This is a genomic window from Vibrio halioticoli NBRC 102217 (assembly GCF_000496695.1).
GTDB classification, from domain to species: domain Bacteria; phylum Pseudomonadota; class Gammaproteobacteria; order Enterobacterales; family Vibrionaceae; genus Vibrio; species Vibrio halioticoli.
Genome location: NZ_BAUJ01000015.1, coordinates 1 through 17,142 on the forward strand (window position 1 = coordinate 1; position 17,142 = coordinate 17,142).

General features: G+C 43.0%; 20 protein-coding genes. 11 read left to right on the plus strand and 9 right to left on the minus strand.

The window, feature by feature from the left end; genetic code table 11:
* Window positions 1–42 precede the first annotated feature (42 nt).
* The 3 genes from VHA01S_RS06100 to VHA01S_RS06110 form a co-directional block, all read right to left on the minus strand.
* Window positions 43–1,227 carry an NnrS family protein gene (locus VHA01S_RS06100; RefSeq protein WP_023403478.1) on the minus strand — a complete coding sequence of 395 codons (1,185 nt, stop codon included), beginning with the start codon at window positions 1,225–1,227 and terminating at the stop codon, window positions 43–45.
* A gap of 251 nt (window positions 1,228–1,478) precedes the next feature.
* On the minus strand, window positions 1,479–2,375 hold the full coding sequence (locus VHA01S_RS06105; protein ID WP_023403479.1) for a cation diffusion facilitator family transporter: 897 nt from the start codon (window positions 2,373–2,375) through the stop codon (window positions 1,479–1,481).
* A 173-nt stretch (window positions 2,376–2,548) separates the two neighbouring features.
* Window positions 2,549–3,427 carry a LysR family transcriptional regulator gene (locus tag VHA01S_RS06110; protein WP_023403480.1) on the minus strand — a complete coding sequence of 293 codons (879 nt, stop codon included), beginning with the start codon at window positions 3,425–3,427 and terminating at the stop codon, window positions 2,549–2,551.
* Window positions 3,428–3,600: 173 nt separating this feature from the next.
* Here VHA01S_RS06110 and VHA01S_RS06115 point away from each other — a divergent pair, with 173 nt between their 5' ends.
* From VHA01S_RS06115 to queE, 4 genes are all read left to right on the plus strand, one after another.
* Window positions 3,601–4,179, plus strand: a complete 579-nt coding sequence (locus VHA01S_RS06115; RefSeq protein ID WP_023403481.1) for a class I SAM-dependent DNA methyltransferase — start codon at window positions 3,601–3,603, stop codon at window positions 4,177–4,179.
* A 680-nt stretch (window positions 4,180–4,859) separates the two neighbouring features.
* The gene (locus tag VHA01S_RS06120; RefSeq protein WP_023403482.1) at window positions 4,860–5,849 is read left to right on the plus strand and encodes a porin; all 990 of its coding nucleotides are present in this window, start codon (window positions 4,860–4,862) and stop codon (window positions 5,847–5,849) included.
* 186 nt (window positions 5,850–6,035) lie between these two features.
* Entirely contained in the window at window positions 6,036–6,398 is a 363-nt protein-coding gene (queD, locus tag VHA01S_RS06125; protein WP_023403483.1) for a 6-carboxytetrahydropterin synthase QueD, read from the plus strand.
* Between the two features lies 1 nt (window position 6,399).
* On the plus strand, window positions 6,400–7,065 hold the full coding sequence (gene queE, locus VHA01S_RS06130) for a 7-carboxy-7-deazaguanine synthase QueE (protein ID WP_023403484.1): 666 nt from the start codon (window positions 6,400–6,402) through the stop codon (window positions 7,063–7,065).
* 98 nt (window positions 7,066–7,163) lie between these two features.
* On the opposite strand, the gene VHA01S_RS06135 is transcribed toward queE, so the two are convergent.
* The gene (locus tag VHA01S_RS06135) at window positions 7,164–7,802 is read right to left on the minus strand and encodes a D-Ala-D-Ala carboxypeptidase family metallohydrolase (RefSeq protein WP_023403485.1); all 639 of its coding nucleotides are present in this window, start codon (window positions 7,800–7,802) and stop codon (window positions 7,164–7,166) included.
* Window positions 7,803–7,990: 188 nt separating this feature from the next.
* Between VHA01S_RS06135 and VHA01S_RS18620 the strand changes: the two genes are divergently transcribed.
* The 3 genes from VHA01S_RS18620 to VHA01S_RS06145 all read left to right on the plus strand — a co-directional run bounded on the left by VHA01S_RS18620 (window position 7,991) and on the right by VHA01S_RS06145 (window position 10,147).
* The gene (locus VHA01S_RS18620) at window positions 7,991–8,119 is read left to right on the plus strand and encodes a hypothetical protein (protein ID WP_255209303.1); all 129 of its coding nucleotides are present in this window, start codon (window positions 7,991–7,993) and stop codon (window positions 8,117–8,119) included.
* A 66-nt stretch (window positions 8,120–8,185) separates the two neighbouring features.
* On the plus strand, window positions 8,186–8,410 hold the full coding sequence (locus VHA01S_RS18625) for a DUF1353 domain-containing protein (RefSeq protein WP_023403486.1): 225 nt from the start codon (window positions 8,186–8,188) through the stop codon (window positions 8,408–8,410).
* A 351-nt stretch (window positions 8,411–8,761) separates the two neighbouring features.
* Complete coding sequence (locus VHA01S_RS06145; protein ID WP_023403487.1) at window positions 8,762–10,147, plus strand: alpha-amylase family protein; 1,386 nt, start codon at window positions 8,762–8,764, stop codon at window positions 10,145–10,147.
* Between the two features lie 37 nt (window positions 10,148–10,184).
* Here VHA01S_RS06145 and rsgA read toward each other — a convergent pair whose 3' ends face one another.
* Genes rsgA through VHA01S_RS06170 form a run of 5 tightly spaced genes read right to left on the minus strand, consistent with a single transcriptional unit; the run spans window position 10,185 to window position 13,600 of the window.
* Window positions 10,185–11,213 (minus strand): ribosome small subunit-dependent GTPase A, encoded by a 1,029-nt coding sequence (rsgA, locus tag VHA01S_RS06150; protein ID WP_023403488.1) that lies wholly within the window; start codon window positions 11,211–11,213, stop codon window positions 10,185–10,187.
* On the minus strand, window positions 11,213–11,650 hold the full coding sequence (locus VHA01S_RS06155; protein ID WP_023403489.1) for a copper chaperone PCu(A)C: 438 nt from the start codon (window positions 11,648–11,650) through the stop codon (window positions 11,213–11,215). Before VHA01S_RS06155 ends, rsgA begins: the two co-directional genes overlap by 1 nt.
* Window positions 11,647–12,252 carry an SCO family protein gene (locus VHA01S_RS06160; RefSeq protein WP_023403490.1) on the minus strand — a complete coding sequence of 202 codons (606 nt, stop codon included), beginning with the start codon at window positions 12,250–12,252 and terminating at the stop codon, window positions 11,647–11,649. Before VHA01S_RS06160 ends, VHA01S_RS06155 begins: the two co-directional genes overlap by 4 nt.
* A complete protein-coding gene (locus VHA01S_RS06165) occupies window positions 12,249–12,686 on the minus strand; it encodes a hypothetical protein (protein ID WP_023403491.1) in 438 nt (145 codons plus the stop codon). The genes VHA01S_RS06160 and VHA01S_RS06165 overlap by 4 nt, the downstream gene beginning before the upstream one ends.
* A complete protein-coding gene (locus tag VHA01S_RS06170; RefSeq protein WP_039970279.1) occupies window positions 12,686–13,600 on the minus strand; it encodes a polyprenyl-phosphate transporter in 915 nt (304 codons plus the stop codon). Before VHA01S_RS06170 ends, VHA01S_RS06165 begins: the two co-directional genes overlap by 1 nt.
* Before the next feature lie 210 nt (window positions 13,601–13,810).
* On the opposite strand from VHA01S_RS06170, the gene VHA01S_RS06175 reads away from it, so the two are divergent.
* The 4 genes from VHA01S_RS06175 (at window position 13,811) to VHA01S_RS06190 (ending at window position 17,139) form a co-directional block, all read left to right on the plus strand.
* Window positions 13,811–14,155, plus strand: coding sequence for a DMT family transporter (locus VHA01S_RS06175; protein ID WP_023403493.1), 345 nt, complete (start codon window positions 13,811–13,813; stop codon window positions 14,153–14,155).
* Window positions 14,156–14,306: 151 nt separating this feature from the next.
* On the plus strand, window positions 14,307–15,191 hold the full coding sequence (locus tag VHA01S_RS06180; protein WP_023403494.1) for a LysR substrate-binding domain-containing protein: 885 nt from the start codon (window positions 14,307–14,309) through the stop codon (window positions 15,189–15,191).
* A 103-nt stretch (window positions 15,192–15,294) separates the two neighbouring features.
* Window positions 15,295–16,179, plus strand: a complete 885-nt coding sequence (locus VHA01S_RS06185) for a carbohydrate ABC transporter permease (RefSeq protein WP_023403495.1) — start codon at window positions 15,295–15,297, stop codon at window positions 16,177–16,179.
* Between the two features lie 96 nt (window positions 16,180–16,275).
* Window positions 16,276–17,139, plus strand: a complete 864-nt coding sequence (locus tag VHA01S_RS06190) for a carbohydrate ABC transporter permease (RefSeq protein WP_373277883.1) — start codon at window positions 16,276–16,278, stop codon at window positions 17,137–17,139.
* Window positions 17,140–17,142 lie beyond the last annotated feature (3 nt).

A 17,142-nucleotide genomic window follows, 5' to 3' on the forward strand; every position in this document is an offset into this window, starting at 1 on the left:
AGTGTGATTGGTATAACGCCTAACTATGAGTCGATGTAAAGGTTAACCCGGATGACCGTCTTTTCTTGGCGTCGCTAGCATTTTAGCGAATTTTAATAGATACATACCAAAGCTAATCATCCATAACACAGTCGCCACATCAAGCAGTTGCATCATGTATTGTGGGAATAGACCGACGCCAACACTTCTTACTAACGCTGATAAAATCAAAGAGATAAAGGCAATGCGCATTTGCGGGCCTTCATAAATATTACGTCCAGTATGGCCCATAGTTACGCGAGTGATCATCGCTAAGATCAAACCCGCCAAAGCGCCAATGGCAAATAGATGCAGTGAAGTGTGTGCCAACCACGCGTTTGTGGTCAAGCCTTTAAGTAGCAAGTAGGCTGGGATACAAGCATAAGATGCGTGCAGAGACCATACTAGAGGCTCACCAAAGGTGGTCCATGGTTTCCAGCGCAATACTTTAATCAGTTGGAATACACCTGCCCAGATAAACAATGGCGTTTCTAATTGGCTCAGTGTCAGCGGGAAGAAGCTCAATATAAAGAGCAGAACAAGTGGCAGGTTACCGGCTAATTCAACCCATAGAATAGGGGTTGGTTTTTCAAACTTCATACGAAGTGAAGTAAAGAACGGAATTACACGTCCACCCATTACCGATAGCAGTAACATAAACCACCACAACATGGCTTGCCATACTGCGCTAGAGGTAAATGGTGCTACACCTTTAATGGTTGCGTAGCTGGCAAAGTTTGCCACTATAGCCAGTAGAAATAGCGGTACAAAAAATAGGTTTCTCCAACCTTTTGATTTAAATACGCGAATAGCCACTTCATAAGCTACAGCCAATAAGAACAAGCTCTCAATAATCGAGATCACCCACAGTGGTGTCGCAGTCCAAAATAGGATGCGTGGCGCCAGCCACAAAGCCACAATCAAGCCTAAACGTGAACCTTTGGTACCATTTACTCCAGTCCAGTTTTGTACTGCAGTCAGCACAAAGCCCGCTACGATTGCCATTGAGAATCCGAACAGCATTTCATGAGCGTGCCACCAAAGGGCAGGAGCGGCTAGTGCGTCAGGTTGACCATTTTGATAGGCGTAGATCCAAACTGGGATGGCAATAAAAGCGTATAACGCGCCTAATAGGAAAAATGGACGAAACCCTAGTCTTAGCAATGGTGTGATTGCTTCTTCTTTTGCTTTGTCGGTAATGTTTAACATGCTAAAACCTTAAAGATGTAAATTAGATGCAACTTTAAAATACAGAGGCTGATAATGCAAGTATAGTTAGGTTTTATCTGAGAGGTGTTTTATAAGAAAGGGCGCTGTCTAGTGAGCAATTAATTCGTCGTATTGTTGGTTTTCTACTTTAAAAACAATGTATTACTGTTGGTTGGTTGGTTTTTCCTATTATATGCAACCGCCGAAGAAATGTATGTTTTCATAAATTCAACCAATTACACTCATTTTCCTCAAGCAATCAAACTCAGGTGCAATTGGCATTTATAGGGTAGGTGGTCGAACTTCTTATTAAGCGCGGAGCGGGTCTTGGCAATGTCCTTTGGTGCGATAGACTGTTGTTGGTCTAGGTGCATATCGATATCAATGCGCAGCTCTCCGCCGACTTTGGTGACTGCAGCAACCGTAAGATCAACATCGCCATCGGCGGGTAAATCCGTGACGCATTGATGCACTTGCGAACATAATTTATGGTCAGCGGTCATATTTAGCAGTTCAGATAGGGCTTGTTTAAGCATCATAGCCGGAACTTTTAAAAAATAACCAGCCATTAACAGCATCATTGCAGGGTCGGCATACACCGCATAGGCCGCAAAAGGTGTTTTGAGCAATAGCCATGCACTAATAAAGCCGACTAACACTGCAATACTGATTAAGGTGTCCATTTGCCATTGTTTTACTTCAGCGGCAATAAGTCCTGAGCCAATGCGCTCATTCTTACGAGCAATAAGCGCCCAACCAAAGGCGCAACCAATCACATTGATAAGGCCAAATAGGGTTGCGACAAAAGTATTGATTTCATGGCCGCCACTTAATAGATCGTCAATAGCGGAATAGATGGAAATACACACTAACGCCAAAATGACGGTGGCTTTAATGGCAATAACAATAGGCTCAAGAGCGGCTAGACCGTGCGGAAAACGTGTTGATGAAGGGCGAGCGATTAAGGTGGCGGCAAGCAGTGACAATAAAGTTAACACTAGGCTAATTAAAGAATAAGCCCCATCAAAGATGATAACCATTGAGCCAACCCAACTACCAAGAGCAATACCACCAATGGCAAACCCTAGAGTTAACAAGGCTGAATAGATTAAAATATCACGCTCAGAGGACGTTTCCCTACCACTCATAACAAACCTTTCTACAAATTAGTTATTTGCATTGTTCGTTAGCATGCTGAGTTTTTCAACGCACGAATACTGTTTAACAGCATTGAAAGAGGCTGACAATAAAATAACCTGTTAAATATCAGTGTTTTATTTTATTTTTTAAGTGTCAATAATATTGACACTCACTGCTGTAGTTAGAAATCAAACAGATAATCACTGAGTTTATCGCACAGCCATACCATACCTGGGTGTGCTTCCATGCCAGATGAGGTAAACATGCAAAATTCTTCTTGGGTGAGGCCGTAAGTGTGTTTAATAACGGATAAGGTTTCGTTTCTAAGTAGATGACGAATTAACGGCTCAGGTAATACGCCCCATGCTGCTTCGGTGCGTATCGTGCTTAGAATGTAGTCAAAGCTAGAAAAGCCAATGTGTTTAAGGGAAAACGGCAGTAATTCGGGGTTATCTTTCTCGTTTAGGTAGGCCAACGTCACTTGCATGGCATTGCGCAGTTGTTCATCGGACACTCGGCGTAACTGACCTAAAGGGTGATCCGCATTACACACCGACATCATGCGTATCTTGCCAATCGGAGTAAATTCGATTCTGGGGTCATCGACACGTTCATAATCGATACCAAAGGCAAAATCGACCTGTTTGGTTTCAACCAAGTTTGATAGATCGCCACTAGATGCCAACACCGTATTGAAGGTGGTGGCAGGGTATTTGTTATTTAAACGGTGTGATAGCTCTTGCCATGTGGCATCGGGTATAGCGTCATCTCTAGCAATCCAAACCTCGGCGGTAAAATCTCCGCGAATATGTTGGCAGGTTTGTTTAATGCGTGAGGCGGTCACTAACATCGATTCGCAATCTTTGAATATCGCCTTGCCGGCTTCAGAGAGTTCAAGGTTATTGCCACTGCGAATAAATAGCGCAGTCTCAAGCTCTTTCTCTAAGGCTTTGATTGCCATACTGAGCTTAGTACGGTTACAGTTTAATTGTCTGGCGGCTTCGGATACAGAGCCGTGTTGCGCGACCTGAACAAAGGCATCAATATGAGAAAGATTCATTGGATCTCTTTTGCAAATATGTAAATATCCAAACTACCTGATTGGATGCTGAAAAATCAAGCAAGGCATGATCTAAAGCTGATATCTCCTTGTATTAAAGGTAATTTGGTATCTTTTTTTATCAAGATTTGCTTTACTCAGCTTAAGAAACAGTTTTAAGGATGGATAGTCACATGGTGCACAATTGGGATGATTATGCTACTGAGTGGGAAGCAAACCCAGCAACCACTCAATTTTCAGACCTAGTATTTGCTGAACTGCAAGCGCTTCATTCATTGAAGGGCGCTAATGTATTAGATTTTGGTTGTGGTACTGGCTTGTTGAGTCAACAAATGGCTCCTTTGGTGCGCAGCATTGTTGCTCTTGATGCTTCAGAAGCGATGATTGAGGAGTTGGATAAAAAGACCTTGGCTAATGTAGAGCCAGTGGTTGATTACTTAACTCGTGGTTTAGTGGCACAACATCCAGCCTTTAGAAAACAATTTGATCTTGTTGTTGCTTCATCCGTATGTGGCTTTGTGGCAAGTTTTCAAGAAACGGCAACCATTATTCATTCCCTATTAGATGAGCAGGGTATTTTTGTTCATTGGGACTGGTTAAGTGAGGATGGTAGCGACGGTTTAACTCAAGAATCGGCGCACACTATGCTGCATAGCGCAGGCTTCAACGATATCGAAATTTCAATCCCATTTGAGATTACACTGGCTGACGGCACATCAAAACCAGTATTAATGGGTGTGGCGTATAAGTAACCAGATAACTTTAGGGCTTGGGCTTGTATCTTTTCATTAAAAAAGAGCAAGTCCTAAGGGTTTAACCAAGCATTCGATCTTTTTTTGAACTATTCAAATTTATATGCGGTGATTATGTATATCGTATATAAAAATATCCTACTCCAAAAATACCTATTTTCGCTCAATTAAAGTTAACTTTTTATCGTGATTATTCTTGGTGTTTCTAGCCGAAATATTGCAGCCTTATTCTAGATAATAGCAACTGATTTCTATCTTAAAATTATTTTTCTGATTTCTCATTACTTCTATTAATCCGCCAAATAAAGGTAACGGCCTTAATAATTAAAGTAACAAATGCTGCATAACATACATAATGTGTGATCTATGCACGCTTTTTATTTGGTTTATTAAAGAAACGTTACTACGCTTTTACAAAAGGCAATCTGTAATTCTGACCATTATATAGCGCATTGTTTTATATATTGACTAAAAATCAAAGGAGGGGAAAGGGTATTTATCTTCTGCAGTAAATTGCTGAAAGCAAATGAGCGGTTAGCAATTTTCATATAATCATAAATAAATCGATTAAGATTTTCGATATTAACAGTGTTTTAAAACAACTTACAAAACTATACATACTTTTATACACATATCTTTATACACATATTTTTATACACATAGGTAAACGGAAAGACATTATGAAAAAGACAGTATTAGCAAGTGTAATTGCAGGTATCGCATTTAGCGGTCAGACTTTCGCTGTAGAGTTGTATAATAATAGCGGTACTACTTTCTCCTTAGGCGGACACGTTTCTGTTGGTTTAGGTAATCCAGATTCAAATGATGATGCATATATTACCGATGATGATTTAGTCATTGAGTCTTTGTCACCTCGTATCAACTTTAATGCAACTCAAGACCTTGGTGGAGGCTTTACCGCTGACGCAAAGGGTGAGTGGGCTTTGAATATGCTTGAAGGTGGTGGTGAATCATTTAAAACTCGTTTGGGTTACATCGGTGTCACACACGAAATGTGGGGTCGAGTGGTAGGTGGTACGCAATGGTCACCATACTATGACGTGGGTGGTATTGCGGATATGCCAATCGCGTTTGCCAATGACTTCTTATATGTTGATGGCGGTAATCTAGGTACGGCTCGTGCTGAAAGAATGCTCTCGTATCGTAAAGGCTTAGACTTTGATTCATTTGGCTTAGACTTTGGTTTAGGTTGGCAGGGGCAAAATGGCAACTACGGCGATCGTGCTCAGGTAACGGTGTCGGCTAATTTCAGCAAGTTTATGGTCGGTTATGGTTTCACCACTGGCTCTAAAACAGGCCAAGACGATGCAATGGCAAACCTATTGTCGGCTAAATACGGCAGCTACGGCGACGGTCTGTACGTAGCGGGTGTATATGAAATGGGCAGTAAGTTCTATGGTGATTTTGATACAACCAATATCGAAGCCATCGTTGCTTATGCATTGGCAAACAGCCTTAACTTCTCTGTTAACTATGAGAGCATTGAAGATGACGACAACAACGAAACTCAGTTGAGTCAGATGGCGTTGCAGGTTGAATATGACTTTACGCCAACATTTGTCGGCTACGCTGCTTATCAAATTGATTTGGGCGATGATATCTCAAGCGATGATGATCGCTACGCACTAGGTGTTCGTTACTATCTATAATTCTTTTTCTTAGAACATCTTTTGTCACCCCCATCAAAGCAGAGCTATTATTAGCTCTGCTTTTCTATTTGATACCAATAATTCGCTGGGCAGACAGCCAATTTTGATTGGGGGTTTTGTGTAAACTTGCTACAATTCGTGCCCTTATCTTTTTGTTCAAATTGACTCAACTTACAGAAGACCCCAATGACTACTGAAATCTACAAAGAATTTATGTTTGAAGCGGCCCACAAATTACCTCACGTACCTGATGGGCACAAATGTGGACGTTTACACGGACATTCATTTTTAGTTCGCCTTTATTTAAAAGGGGAAGTGGATCAACATACAGGTTGGATTATTGATTTCGGGGATGTAAAACAGAGCTTTAAACCGATTTATGACCGTCTTGACCATCATTACCTAAATGATATTGAAGGGTTAGAAAACCCAACCAGTGAAGTGCTGGCAAAATGGGTCTTTGAGCAAACTAAACCATTATTGCCGCTTTTGAGCAAAGTAGAAATCAAAGAAACGTGCACTGCTGGTTGCATTTACACGGGCGAATAACGTGTTAAAAATTAACGAGATCTTTGAAACTATCCAAGGTGAAGGCTTCTTTACCGGTGTGCCGTCTATTTTTATTCGCTTGCAAGGTTGCCCTGTAGGCTGTGCTTGGTGTGACACTAAGCAAACTTGGGATGTACTGGAAGAGAAACAAACTGATTTTGGAACCATTATTGCTAAATCGGGCGATGATGAGTTTTGGTGCCAGCAGTCAGAACAAGATTTAGTAACTTATTGTTTGGCAAATTATAGTGCCAAACATGTAGTTATTACCGGTGGCGAGCCGTGTCAGTATGACTTGTTGCCCCTCACCACTAAATTAGAAGAACACGGGTTTCGTTGCCAAATTGAAACCAGTGGCACCTTTGCCATTCAAGCAACTGCAAATACTTGGGTGACGGTTTCGCCGAAAATTGGCATGAAAGGTAAATTACCTATTCAAGCTAGTGCGATGGCGAGAGCCAATGAAGTAAAACACCCAGTGGGCACGCAATCGGATATTGAAGATTTAAAAGCGCTATTGGCAAGCAGTCAGTTACAGCCCAATACTGAGATTTTGTTGCAACCAATTAGCCAAAAACCGAGAGCAACTAAATTGTGCATCGATACCTGTATTGCCAATAATTGGCGTTTATCGGTACAAACGCATAAGTATTTGAATATCGCTTAGCTAAAGCTTAAAGTCGTAAAATATATAAAGAAACAGGGGTCTAAGCTAAGCTTTAGAACCCTGTTTTTGTTTTCAATGTATACAATACAGTATCGTGCTTACCAATTTCTATATCCGCAAGTATCTATGTGAAAACGTACCCCAGAATAGAGTCCCATTCCCATATCATTCTTTTTACCTTCACTTTTGTAGATCCCCCACAACTTTTTATGTAGCTCTTCACGACTGATATCGTTGATCGGCACCAGATCGAGAGCGCAGAAGCTCAAGTGCTTACTCTTGGTCGCCCCGCCAGAAGTTTGGTTGTAATACTGAGTTCTATCGCCAGAAACCGGCACCAGAGGCCCTAATACAGGCTCGACATGTTGCTGGATAAACTTCACAGTGCGCACCATATTCGGTACTAGCTTACGATCTGGGATGTTAAAGACGGCGGTTCCGTTCATGGCCCAGTTAGTGCCTTGTAAGAGAATAAGGTGCATGGGCATGGTTTTTAGTGGGACTTCGGTAATGCCGGCATCTTTAAGTTGTTGGGCAATTTCTTTTACCCTATCTTCGGCGCGATTCATTAACATCCAGCCTCTAAAGGCGGCGCGAGTGGGCACTTTATATCCTTTCACACTTATGACTAAGTCATTGTATTCTAGTTCATTTTCCGATTCGTACAGCTTAAGATAATCATTGGAATAAACACTAAAACTAAGGGCACAAAATAACAGGCAGACAAGACGAATCATGATACTTCTCCTTTGTATCTAGTGTTTGGAGTATAGACGGAAATAAGAATTTTGATCTAACTCACGAATTAAATAACGCACTACACATTGCTTAAATAACAGCAGGGGATTTAAAACAGAATGCACTAGATTTACTAATGTATTTATCGATGTATTGACTTAAGCATTTATCAATAAAGGCAAATTCAATGTCCGAACATATTTTGTATCGCGCAGGTTATAAGTATCAATTAGCCGAGCAGTTTGTGATTAAATTAGAGATATTTCCGTCGCAAGCCATAGAGATGGAATTTATTAGTTTAAACCTAGATGGATGACTAACTATTCGTTCAGGATATGCTTGGGATGGTCCGTCTGGGCCTGTAGTTGATACCACGCAAAATATGCGAGCATCATTAGTGCATGATGCGCTTTATCAGTTGTTACGCTGTGAATATTTGCCAGCAACCGCCAAAGATGCAGCGGATAAAATATTTGAGCAGTTATGTATTAATGACGGCGTAAATGAGTTTACCGCGCATATGTATTATTTGGGCTTAAAGTTGGGAGGCAAACCTGCCAGCGATCCCAGAAATCAAAAACCAAGGTTAAAAGCGCCGTGGCGTTAATAAACATACTTTGAGTTATCTCCCGCCGGTCAATAAAACCCAAATTCAGATAATAAGTGCGGTGATAGTTACGTTTTTTGGTGGCTAGAGAGAATTTAGCCAGTGACATTATTATCTGAATTGTAGGTGTTGCTATGCACAGTGTCACTATAGATGAGATAATATAAAGACAAATGTGCTAACTAAGCCCTCTTCTCATACTTTATAGACAAAAACGAATGAGCCATTTCCACCCTATACAATCATTCATCCACCCTATGAATAATGAATTTAGGATGATTTTCGCTATGGCATGCATCTTGTAGGGTATAGTAACTGGCTGAAAACAGCTTAAGTTGTAAAAGGTGTTTTATGTTGAACCCAATTACTTTGAATCAGAACTCTGCGCAGGCGACGGATGTTATCTTACATGCGTTTGATTGGCCTTATAAAACGATTGCAGAGCGTGCCGAGCACATTAGTCAGCTTGGCTACAAAACGGTGTTAGTGTCTCCACCGATGAAATCCTTGAAGCACAAAACAGGTACAGCATGGTGGCAACGCTATCAGCCTCAAGATTATCGAATCATTGATAACGAACTGGGCAATACTCTAGATTTTCGCTCTATGATGACTTGCTTAAATGAACAGGGCATCCGCGTGTATGTGGATGTGGTGTTTAATCACATGGCCAATGAGGCTTATCTGCGCTCGGATTTACAATATCCGAGTCAGAAAGAGTTGCAAGCGTATGCCGATGATCCTGAATATTATGAATCGTTAAGATTGTTTGGCGATCTTAGCCGTCCGCTGTTCACGGAAAACGACTTTGTAGAAGCGTTTGGCATAAAAGATTGGCGCGACAAATGGCAAGTGCAAAATGGCCGAATCACTGGAGGGCCGCACGATGCAGGCTTGCCGACGCTGCGTGATTGCGAACATGTGATTGAGCAGCAGCGCGCCTATTTACTGGCTATGAAAGAGATGGGCGTAAAAGGCTTTCGCATTGATGCGGCCAAGCATATTTCTATTGAGCAATTGCGCAAGGTGTGGACTAAAGAAATCACCGAAGGGGTGCACATTTTTGGTGAAATCATCACCGATGGCGGTGCAACTAAACAAGAGTATGAGCTTTTCCTTAAGCCTTATTTAAATAAGACTCGCTTAGGGGCATATGATTTTCCGCTGTTTAATACTGTTCACCAAGCCTTACAGGGGCAAGGGCGCATGTCGGCGTTAATTGACCCGTATAACGTGGGTGAAGCGTTAAAACGTCAGCGTGCTATTACCTTTGTGATTACCCATGACATCCCTAATAACGATGTGTTTCAAGGGCTGATCATGGCTGAGGAATATGAGTGGCTAGGGTATTGCTACATATTGTGCCGCGATGGCGGGGTGCCTTTGGTGTATACCGACCTTGATACTAGCGGAATAAATGATAGCAGTGGTCATCCGCGCTGGATGAATGCATGGCAAGACCCCAGAATGAAAACCCTGATTGATTTTCACAATCATGTGCACAGCTTACCGATGACAGTGCTAGAGGTAAGCGACGAACATATTGTGTTTAGCCGTGCAGAAAACGGCTTAGTGGCAATTAATAAGTCAGATGTTGCGATTAACGTACGCATTCGTTGGCAGAAAGCGATGTTTGATTTAGTCGAACAACAAGCGCTTTATCCAGAAGATGGCAGGCTTGAATTTACGGTGCCCGAGAAAGGGTATCGCTGTTTAGTTGGCGATGGCATAGAGTAAAAAATGCGGGTGAATGGCATTCATTCACCCGCATATTTTACTTATTCTTGCGTGACCGATTCTCATTTTGTACAGAGCGAATCATTTTGCCCAACTGCTTATCTTGCGAACGAAGCTGAGCCAGAGAAGCACTGTTGCGCGCTTGTTCACGTTGCAATTTTAAGTAGTTGTTAAGTCTCCTTTCATCTAATTGATCCGCTTGTAGCGCTTTTTGAATGGCGCAACCGGGTTCATTTTGATGAGAGCAGTCAGAAAAACGGCATTGCGTGGCAAGCTCTTCAATTTCAGCAAAAGTTTCACTGAGCCCTTGACTGACGTTCGCCAGTTGCAGCTCACGCATCCCTGGGGTGTCTAATAACACGCCGCCACTTGGCATAGTGTGGATCGTACGCCCAGTGGTGGTGTGGCGTCCCTTACTGTCGTCTTCTCGAATTGCGCCCGTTTGTTGCGTCTGTTCTTGCAGCAGTGTATTCACCAGTGTTGATTTACCTACCCCTGACGAGCCCAAAAACGCCACGGTTTTTCCCGTTTTACACCAAGGGGTGAGAGCCTTAACGCTGTCGTAATCGAGCGCATTTACCGTTTCGATGAGCAGCATAGGATCAAGCGACTGCACTTGCTGTTTTAAGCTCTGCGCATCTGGGCAAAGATCGGCTTTAGTCAATACAATCACTGCTTCAACTTGCGCTTCGTTGGTGAGAGCTAAATAACGCTCCACTCGGCTCAAATTAAAATCATCGTTGAGTGACATGACGATAAAAACGGTGTCGATGTTCGCAGCAATTTTTTGCTCTGCTAATTTCGAGCCTGCTGCTTTACGAGAAAACAGCGAGCTTCGCTCAAGACAGCGCTGAAACTGCAATTGGTGATCAAGGAGTACCCAATCACCCACTGTCATAGCGGGCAGTGAGTCGTGCATAGGCAGTGAGACTTCTTCACTCTCGGTTAATAGTTGATAACCGGAGCGGTGGTGCGCGCTAACTCTGGCAACAATAGCCTGTTCATAATCATCCAGCGTTAATTGTTGCTGGAAAAAGGGTTGCCAGCCAAGATGTTGTAAATTCATTAGTGTTTCATCATTTTCATTTTTTTAACCGGTACAGATAGGTTCAGCGTACGTCCGCTATCAAAGGTTAATGTAAGAGGGATCACCATACCTTCTTTTAAAGGCTCTGTGATATCAAATAGCATAATGTGCAAGCTGTGCGGCTTTAATACCGTTTCAGTTTTGGCAGGCAATGCAATGCGTTCTAATTGGCGCATTTTCATTACTCCATCTTGCATCGCATGGGTATGCAGTTCAGTGATCTTAGCCGCAGGAGTGCTAGCAGAAACTAACGCGCGGTCTTCACTGCTCGGGTTGTCAATTTTTAAGAAAATTGCGCTGGTGGTTGATGTTGGCGGCGTTTCTTTAACAAATGCATCCGAGACGGTAATTGCATTGTGCGCGTAAACCAGTGGCGAAAGTAGTAACAAAATAAGGGTCGAAATTCGTGCGATCATGCTGGTGTCTCCGTAGTGATGTCGTTGATAGCTTTAATCAGTGGCGCAGGGGTAAGAGTGTGCGGAACCTTGAGTATTTCTGTGCCGTCAGGAGCCAGAAAGTAAAAATAAGAACTGTGGTCTACGGTGTATTCCAGCGCCGAGTTTTCTAGTTCTGTTTTGATATGGATTACGCCATATTTTATGGCTAAAGCATCAAGGATGTCAGGTTCAGCTCGATAGCCTTCAAAGCTGTTATGGAAATATTGGGCGTATTGAGCCACGTCATCACCAGAATCACGATCAGGATCTAAGGTAATTAAAATAGGGCGAATTTTGTGGCGCGTTTCTTCGGAGACTTGATTCAGTGCCGCGCTGAGCATAGCCAATGAAGTAGGGCAAACGTCAGGGCAGCGAGTAAAACCAAAATACACCACGTTAATGCGCGGATCATTGGCATTAAACAATGGCATTTGCTGATTGTCTTTTCCGGTGACTATCGGGTTATTGGCTTGCTCGCGAATGAGTTGTTGCTGCTGTTGAGTTTGCGCATCAAGGTAGCTTTTTACGCCAAAACCGAGTGCGGCGGCGATAATTAGGGTCAGAACCCAATTTCTACTCATCTTTGCATCCTTACTGAGATGGGAAGTTGTTCGGTTTTAGATTGAATAGAGCCAATCCACGTCATGGCATCACTGTGACAAACCGGCAGTAGTAAAGTACCCACAAAATGACCATTTCCTTGGTTGGTGAGGACAAATTTTGCCACCCCCATCGACATTTCTTTGCCCTCTAATTCAACCCATAATTGAGGTTCATTATTGGCAGGCCAAGTCACTTCAATATCAGTTGGTTGCATTGGGGAAACCACATCTTTAGCAAGGACAATGTTTACATCATCAATAGTACAAGCAGTGGTAGAAAGTGGGCAGGTTTGACTGAGTTCAATGGATGCGTTATCCGCATTCATTGATTGGATAGTGCGATAAATATCTTGAGAAAAAAAGCCTAGTCCGAGCGCGCAAAGCACCGCTAGGCCTTTTAATAATTTATTCATTACTTGTCTTCGGCAAATTTCTCCAACGCCAATACTAAACCAATTGCAATGCACATCATGACAATTGCTAAGACAAGTTGTGACGAAGTCCCCGTTATCGACTCAAAACTGTGAGGCATGAGGTTTTTTTGTAACAAAGGCACTTGTTCGCCACTGGAGTTGACGCGCCAGCTAAGCGTTTGTTTCCAAGGCCAAATTTTTGGCAGTGTACCGACCATTAAACCCACTAAGAACATTAAGGTAATGTCTCTAAAGCGTTGTAATAGCCAAGAAAGCAGATGTGAAAAGCTCAGCAAACCACACAAACAACCGCCAATAAACAGCACCAAAAAGCCCATGTCTAGGCTTTTTAATGCGCCGAGAACAGGGCTATACATGCCAATTAACAGCAAAATAAAACTGCCTGAAATGCCCGGTAAGATCATCGCACAAATAGCAATCGCGCCGGATAGCACAATGTTGATGGCGGTCGGTTCAAGATGCAGTGGGTTTAATACTGTCATGGCATACGCCAAGCCCACGCCCAATGCAAAGCCAATCCAACGAGTCCATGCAAAGGACTTTATCTGACGCATAATGTGCCAAACCGAGACTAAAATAAGGCCGAAGAAAAATGACCACAGCGGTACCGGATGGGTAACCAGCAACCAAGAGATAAGTTTGGCTAGGGTTAGCAGGCTGGTAAGAATACCAGCGAATAAAGAGATCAAAAATAAGCCGTTAATATGCGCAAAAGCGCCTTTAATTCCCTTTGTGCGCAATACGCCAATCAGCGAAGGATTCACGCGTCGGATACTTTCTAGCAAGGTGTCGTAGATACCGGTAATAAAGGCAACCGTACCACCAGACACACCAGGTACAACATCGGCTGCACCCATAGCCAATCCTTTCAGGAAATTGGTGAAGTAATTCATAAAGTTATTTTATACAACTGAGTCTATTAATGGCTCCATTGTAAGGGAAAGGAGAAAGAGGGGGAAGAGCGGAAGTTTATAGCGCTAGGGCTATTTTATGGGCTAATCATAAAACCTATAGAGATTGATAATATTCTCTATCTACTTTTGGCATCATTTCGACATAAAATGGGCGTAAATTAACCGCAGAATTAATATTATGGAGACCCAATGCTGTCATCTTTACCCCCTTTATTAGCACTGTCGATGGCGATTGTTTTGGAAGTCATTGCCACGTCTTTATTACCAAAAACCAATCAGTTTACCTCATTACCTGCCACCCTAACGGTATTGGCAAGTTACGGCTGTGCCTTTTATTTGTTGTCTTTGACCGTCAAAAGCATGTCACTGGGCGTTGCGTACGCGATTTGGTGTGGCTCAGGCATGGTATTGGTGGCCTCTATCGCATGGATGTTTTACGGGCAAAAATTAGATATTTATGCCGTGGTGGGTATTGGCTTCATTTTAACGGGAACCGTGATCATTAATGTGTTCTCTAACTCGGTAACTCATTGATAAAACGATTTTTTAAGTGCTAGCAATGGCGACTTTGCCTTGCTAGAGACACCTTCCTTATTTAGTGTCATTCATTTTTCTGTCATTAAAGTGGCAAATTTATGCAACCTAATTGAAGTAATTTCTTCTTTTATTTCGATTAGGTAAAGCTATGTTACCTCCATTGCGCGCTCTGGTCGCATTTGATGCGGTTGCCCGTCTTGGCTCTATTGGCGCGGCTGCTCGTGAACTTTGCGTTACTCAAGCCGCCGTCAGTCAGCAACTTAAAAGTTTAGAAGCCTTTCTAGATACAACCTTATTTGAACGCAGTTCAAAAGGGGTAAAGCTGACCTCATCGGCGCAGCAATATCAGCCGATTGTGTCGGGATCGCTTGCTCATCTCAAATTACAAACTCAAATACTGTTTGGCGAAAAAGAAACTGATGTCCTGAGTTTGCGCGTCAACCATACCTTTTGTCACAGCTGGCTACTGCCTCGCTTATCTTCTTTTTATAAAAAGTATCCGTTTATTCGCTTAGACATTCAGCAAGTTGACTGGCCTTCAACAACGCCTTGCCAGAGCGTCGATATTGAATTGACCAATGGCAAAGTCGAAAGCGAAGACACCCATTGCGAGCGCTTGTTTCAAGAGCATTGGCAGTTGGTGTGCAGTCCTGCTTTTAAAGCGCAACATCAGCAGCAGTTGAGTCAGCATGACTTTTCCTCACTAGCCACCGTGCAGGTGAAGGGCTATCGAGAAAACTGGCTGCAATGGCTAAGCCACAATCAATTTGAAATGACGATGCCGAAGGTTCTGTTAGAGGTGAGCAATTCCCTACATGCCTTAGAAGCGGTCAAGCACGGCATTGGCATGTTGTTGGTGCGCTCGCTGGTGGTGTCGCAATTGCTGGATAAAGGCGAGCTCGTACTGGCCTGCGATTCAAGTATGCCGGCTGAGTCTGCCCACTACTTAATCACCAAAAACCGCCGTAATGCCAAAGTGAATTTCTTCTGTGATTGGCTGTATCACCAAATGCAAGAGGGAGAAGCCGAGTAAAGATTTTCTTATGGATACCCATAAAAAAAATGAAAGGCGCTTCTACGAAGTTGTCATAAACAAAATGTAATTTGTACCCATACGAAACAAGAACGAGGTCACCATGAGTGCTTTCTCTGAACCACTGAAAAATCGCTTAAAGGTGCTGTTATTTACCGCGCCATTGCTGGTGCCATTGTTTACTTTTTGGCTGATGCCATTTGGGTATTCAATTTACATCAGCTTCACCGATTGGGACTACATTTCGCCAGACTATTCATTCATTGGTTTAGAAAACTATGAGTACATGGTTGAGGATTTTGAATTTGTGCAAGCGGCGCTGAATACCTTTTGGTTTTCCCTTGGTGTCGTGATTCCGACCATCATCTTAGGTTTGGTTTTTGCGCTGTTACTACACAAAAATTTTCACGGTAGTCAGTTTTATCGTGCGGTGATCTTTTCTCCTTGGATCACGCCAACTGTGGCGGTGTCGATTGTTTGGTCATGGGTGTTTGAAACCAAATCAGGGCTGGCAAATCATCTTTTAGAGTCGATGGGTTTTAGCGCTATTCCGTGGTTGGAAAACGGCAATATAGCGTTGGTGGCGGTCATTATCGTGACAGTGTGGCAGGCGATAGGTTGGACCATGCTGTTCTATATCAGCGCTCTGAACAAGATCCCGCACTCTTTATATGAAGCGTCGTTGATTGATGGATGCAGCAGCTTGACGCGTTTTTTAAAAATCACGCTGCCACTGATATCACCGACCACGTTCTTTTTGGTGGTGGTCAATATCATCACTGCTATGCAGGCGTTCGATCAGTTTCAAATACTGACTCAAGGCGGGCCGGGCGGAGAAACCAGAACACTGCTGTATTTGTTCTATCAACAAGCGTTTGAGCGATATGAAATGGGGCCTGCGGCGGCAACATCATTAGTCATCTTCTTGATTACCGGATTACTGGCACTGGCGAATACCTATATCGGTAAACGCTGGGTGTATTACTAAACAATTTTTGAGGACGAAATTATGAGCACGCAAGTGTTAGAGGCAAGTGAAGAGCTCCGTCACATCGCACTCAACAAAAGAATAAAGTCGTTATGGATGGGTACAACTCAAGGGTGGGCATTGCAGGCACAGCGTCTGTCGTTTCTGGCGTTAGCCAAGCATCTGTTCTTGTTGGTATGCGGAACCATTATGGTGTTCCCGTTTTTGTGGATGCTATCGGGTTCGTTAAAAACCAATGACGAAATCTTTGCCAATCCGTTGGATTTAATTCCGGCGCAGTTTCGCTGGGAAACCTTTGTCGAGACGTTCCATAGTGCGCCGTTTGGTTTGTATATTTTTAACAGTTTTAGCGTGGCGCTGTTCACCACTTTATTGGTGATTGTTAACTCAGCGATGTTTGCCTATGCGCTGACACAGCTAAAGTTTCGCAGCAAAACCGTGCTCTATTTTGTGGTGATGGGCTGTTACATGTTGCCTGGCGCAGTGACTTACATTCCGTCGTACATCACCTTGGCAAAATTGGGTTTGATTGATTCGCACTTGGGCTTGATTGCCTCTAACGCCGCCTCAGTATTTGGCGTGTTTTATCTACGACAAGTGTTTATCAAAGTTCATCCGTCTTTAATCGAGGCGGCAAGAATTGATGGTGCAGGTGAGCTTAAAATTTTATGGGCAATCATCTTACCGCAATGTAAAGCGGCAGTGGCAACGCTGTTTCTGATCACTTTTATTACTAACTACAACAGTTATATGTGGCCAAGCTTGGTGATTACCTCTCAGGAATTAAACCTGATTGCCACCGGGATTCGTCACTACTTTATTGCCGAGGGTAACTACGGCTTGAACTGGTCGCAAATTATGGCCGCCAGCACCATAGCCGTATTGCCTTTGTTAATTTTATTCGTCATTTGTCAAAAGACGATTCTTTCAGGTATCGCCGATAACGGCGTAAAAGAGTAAATA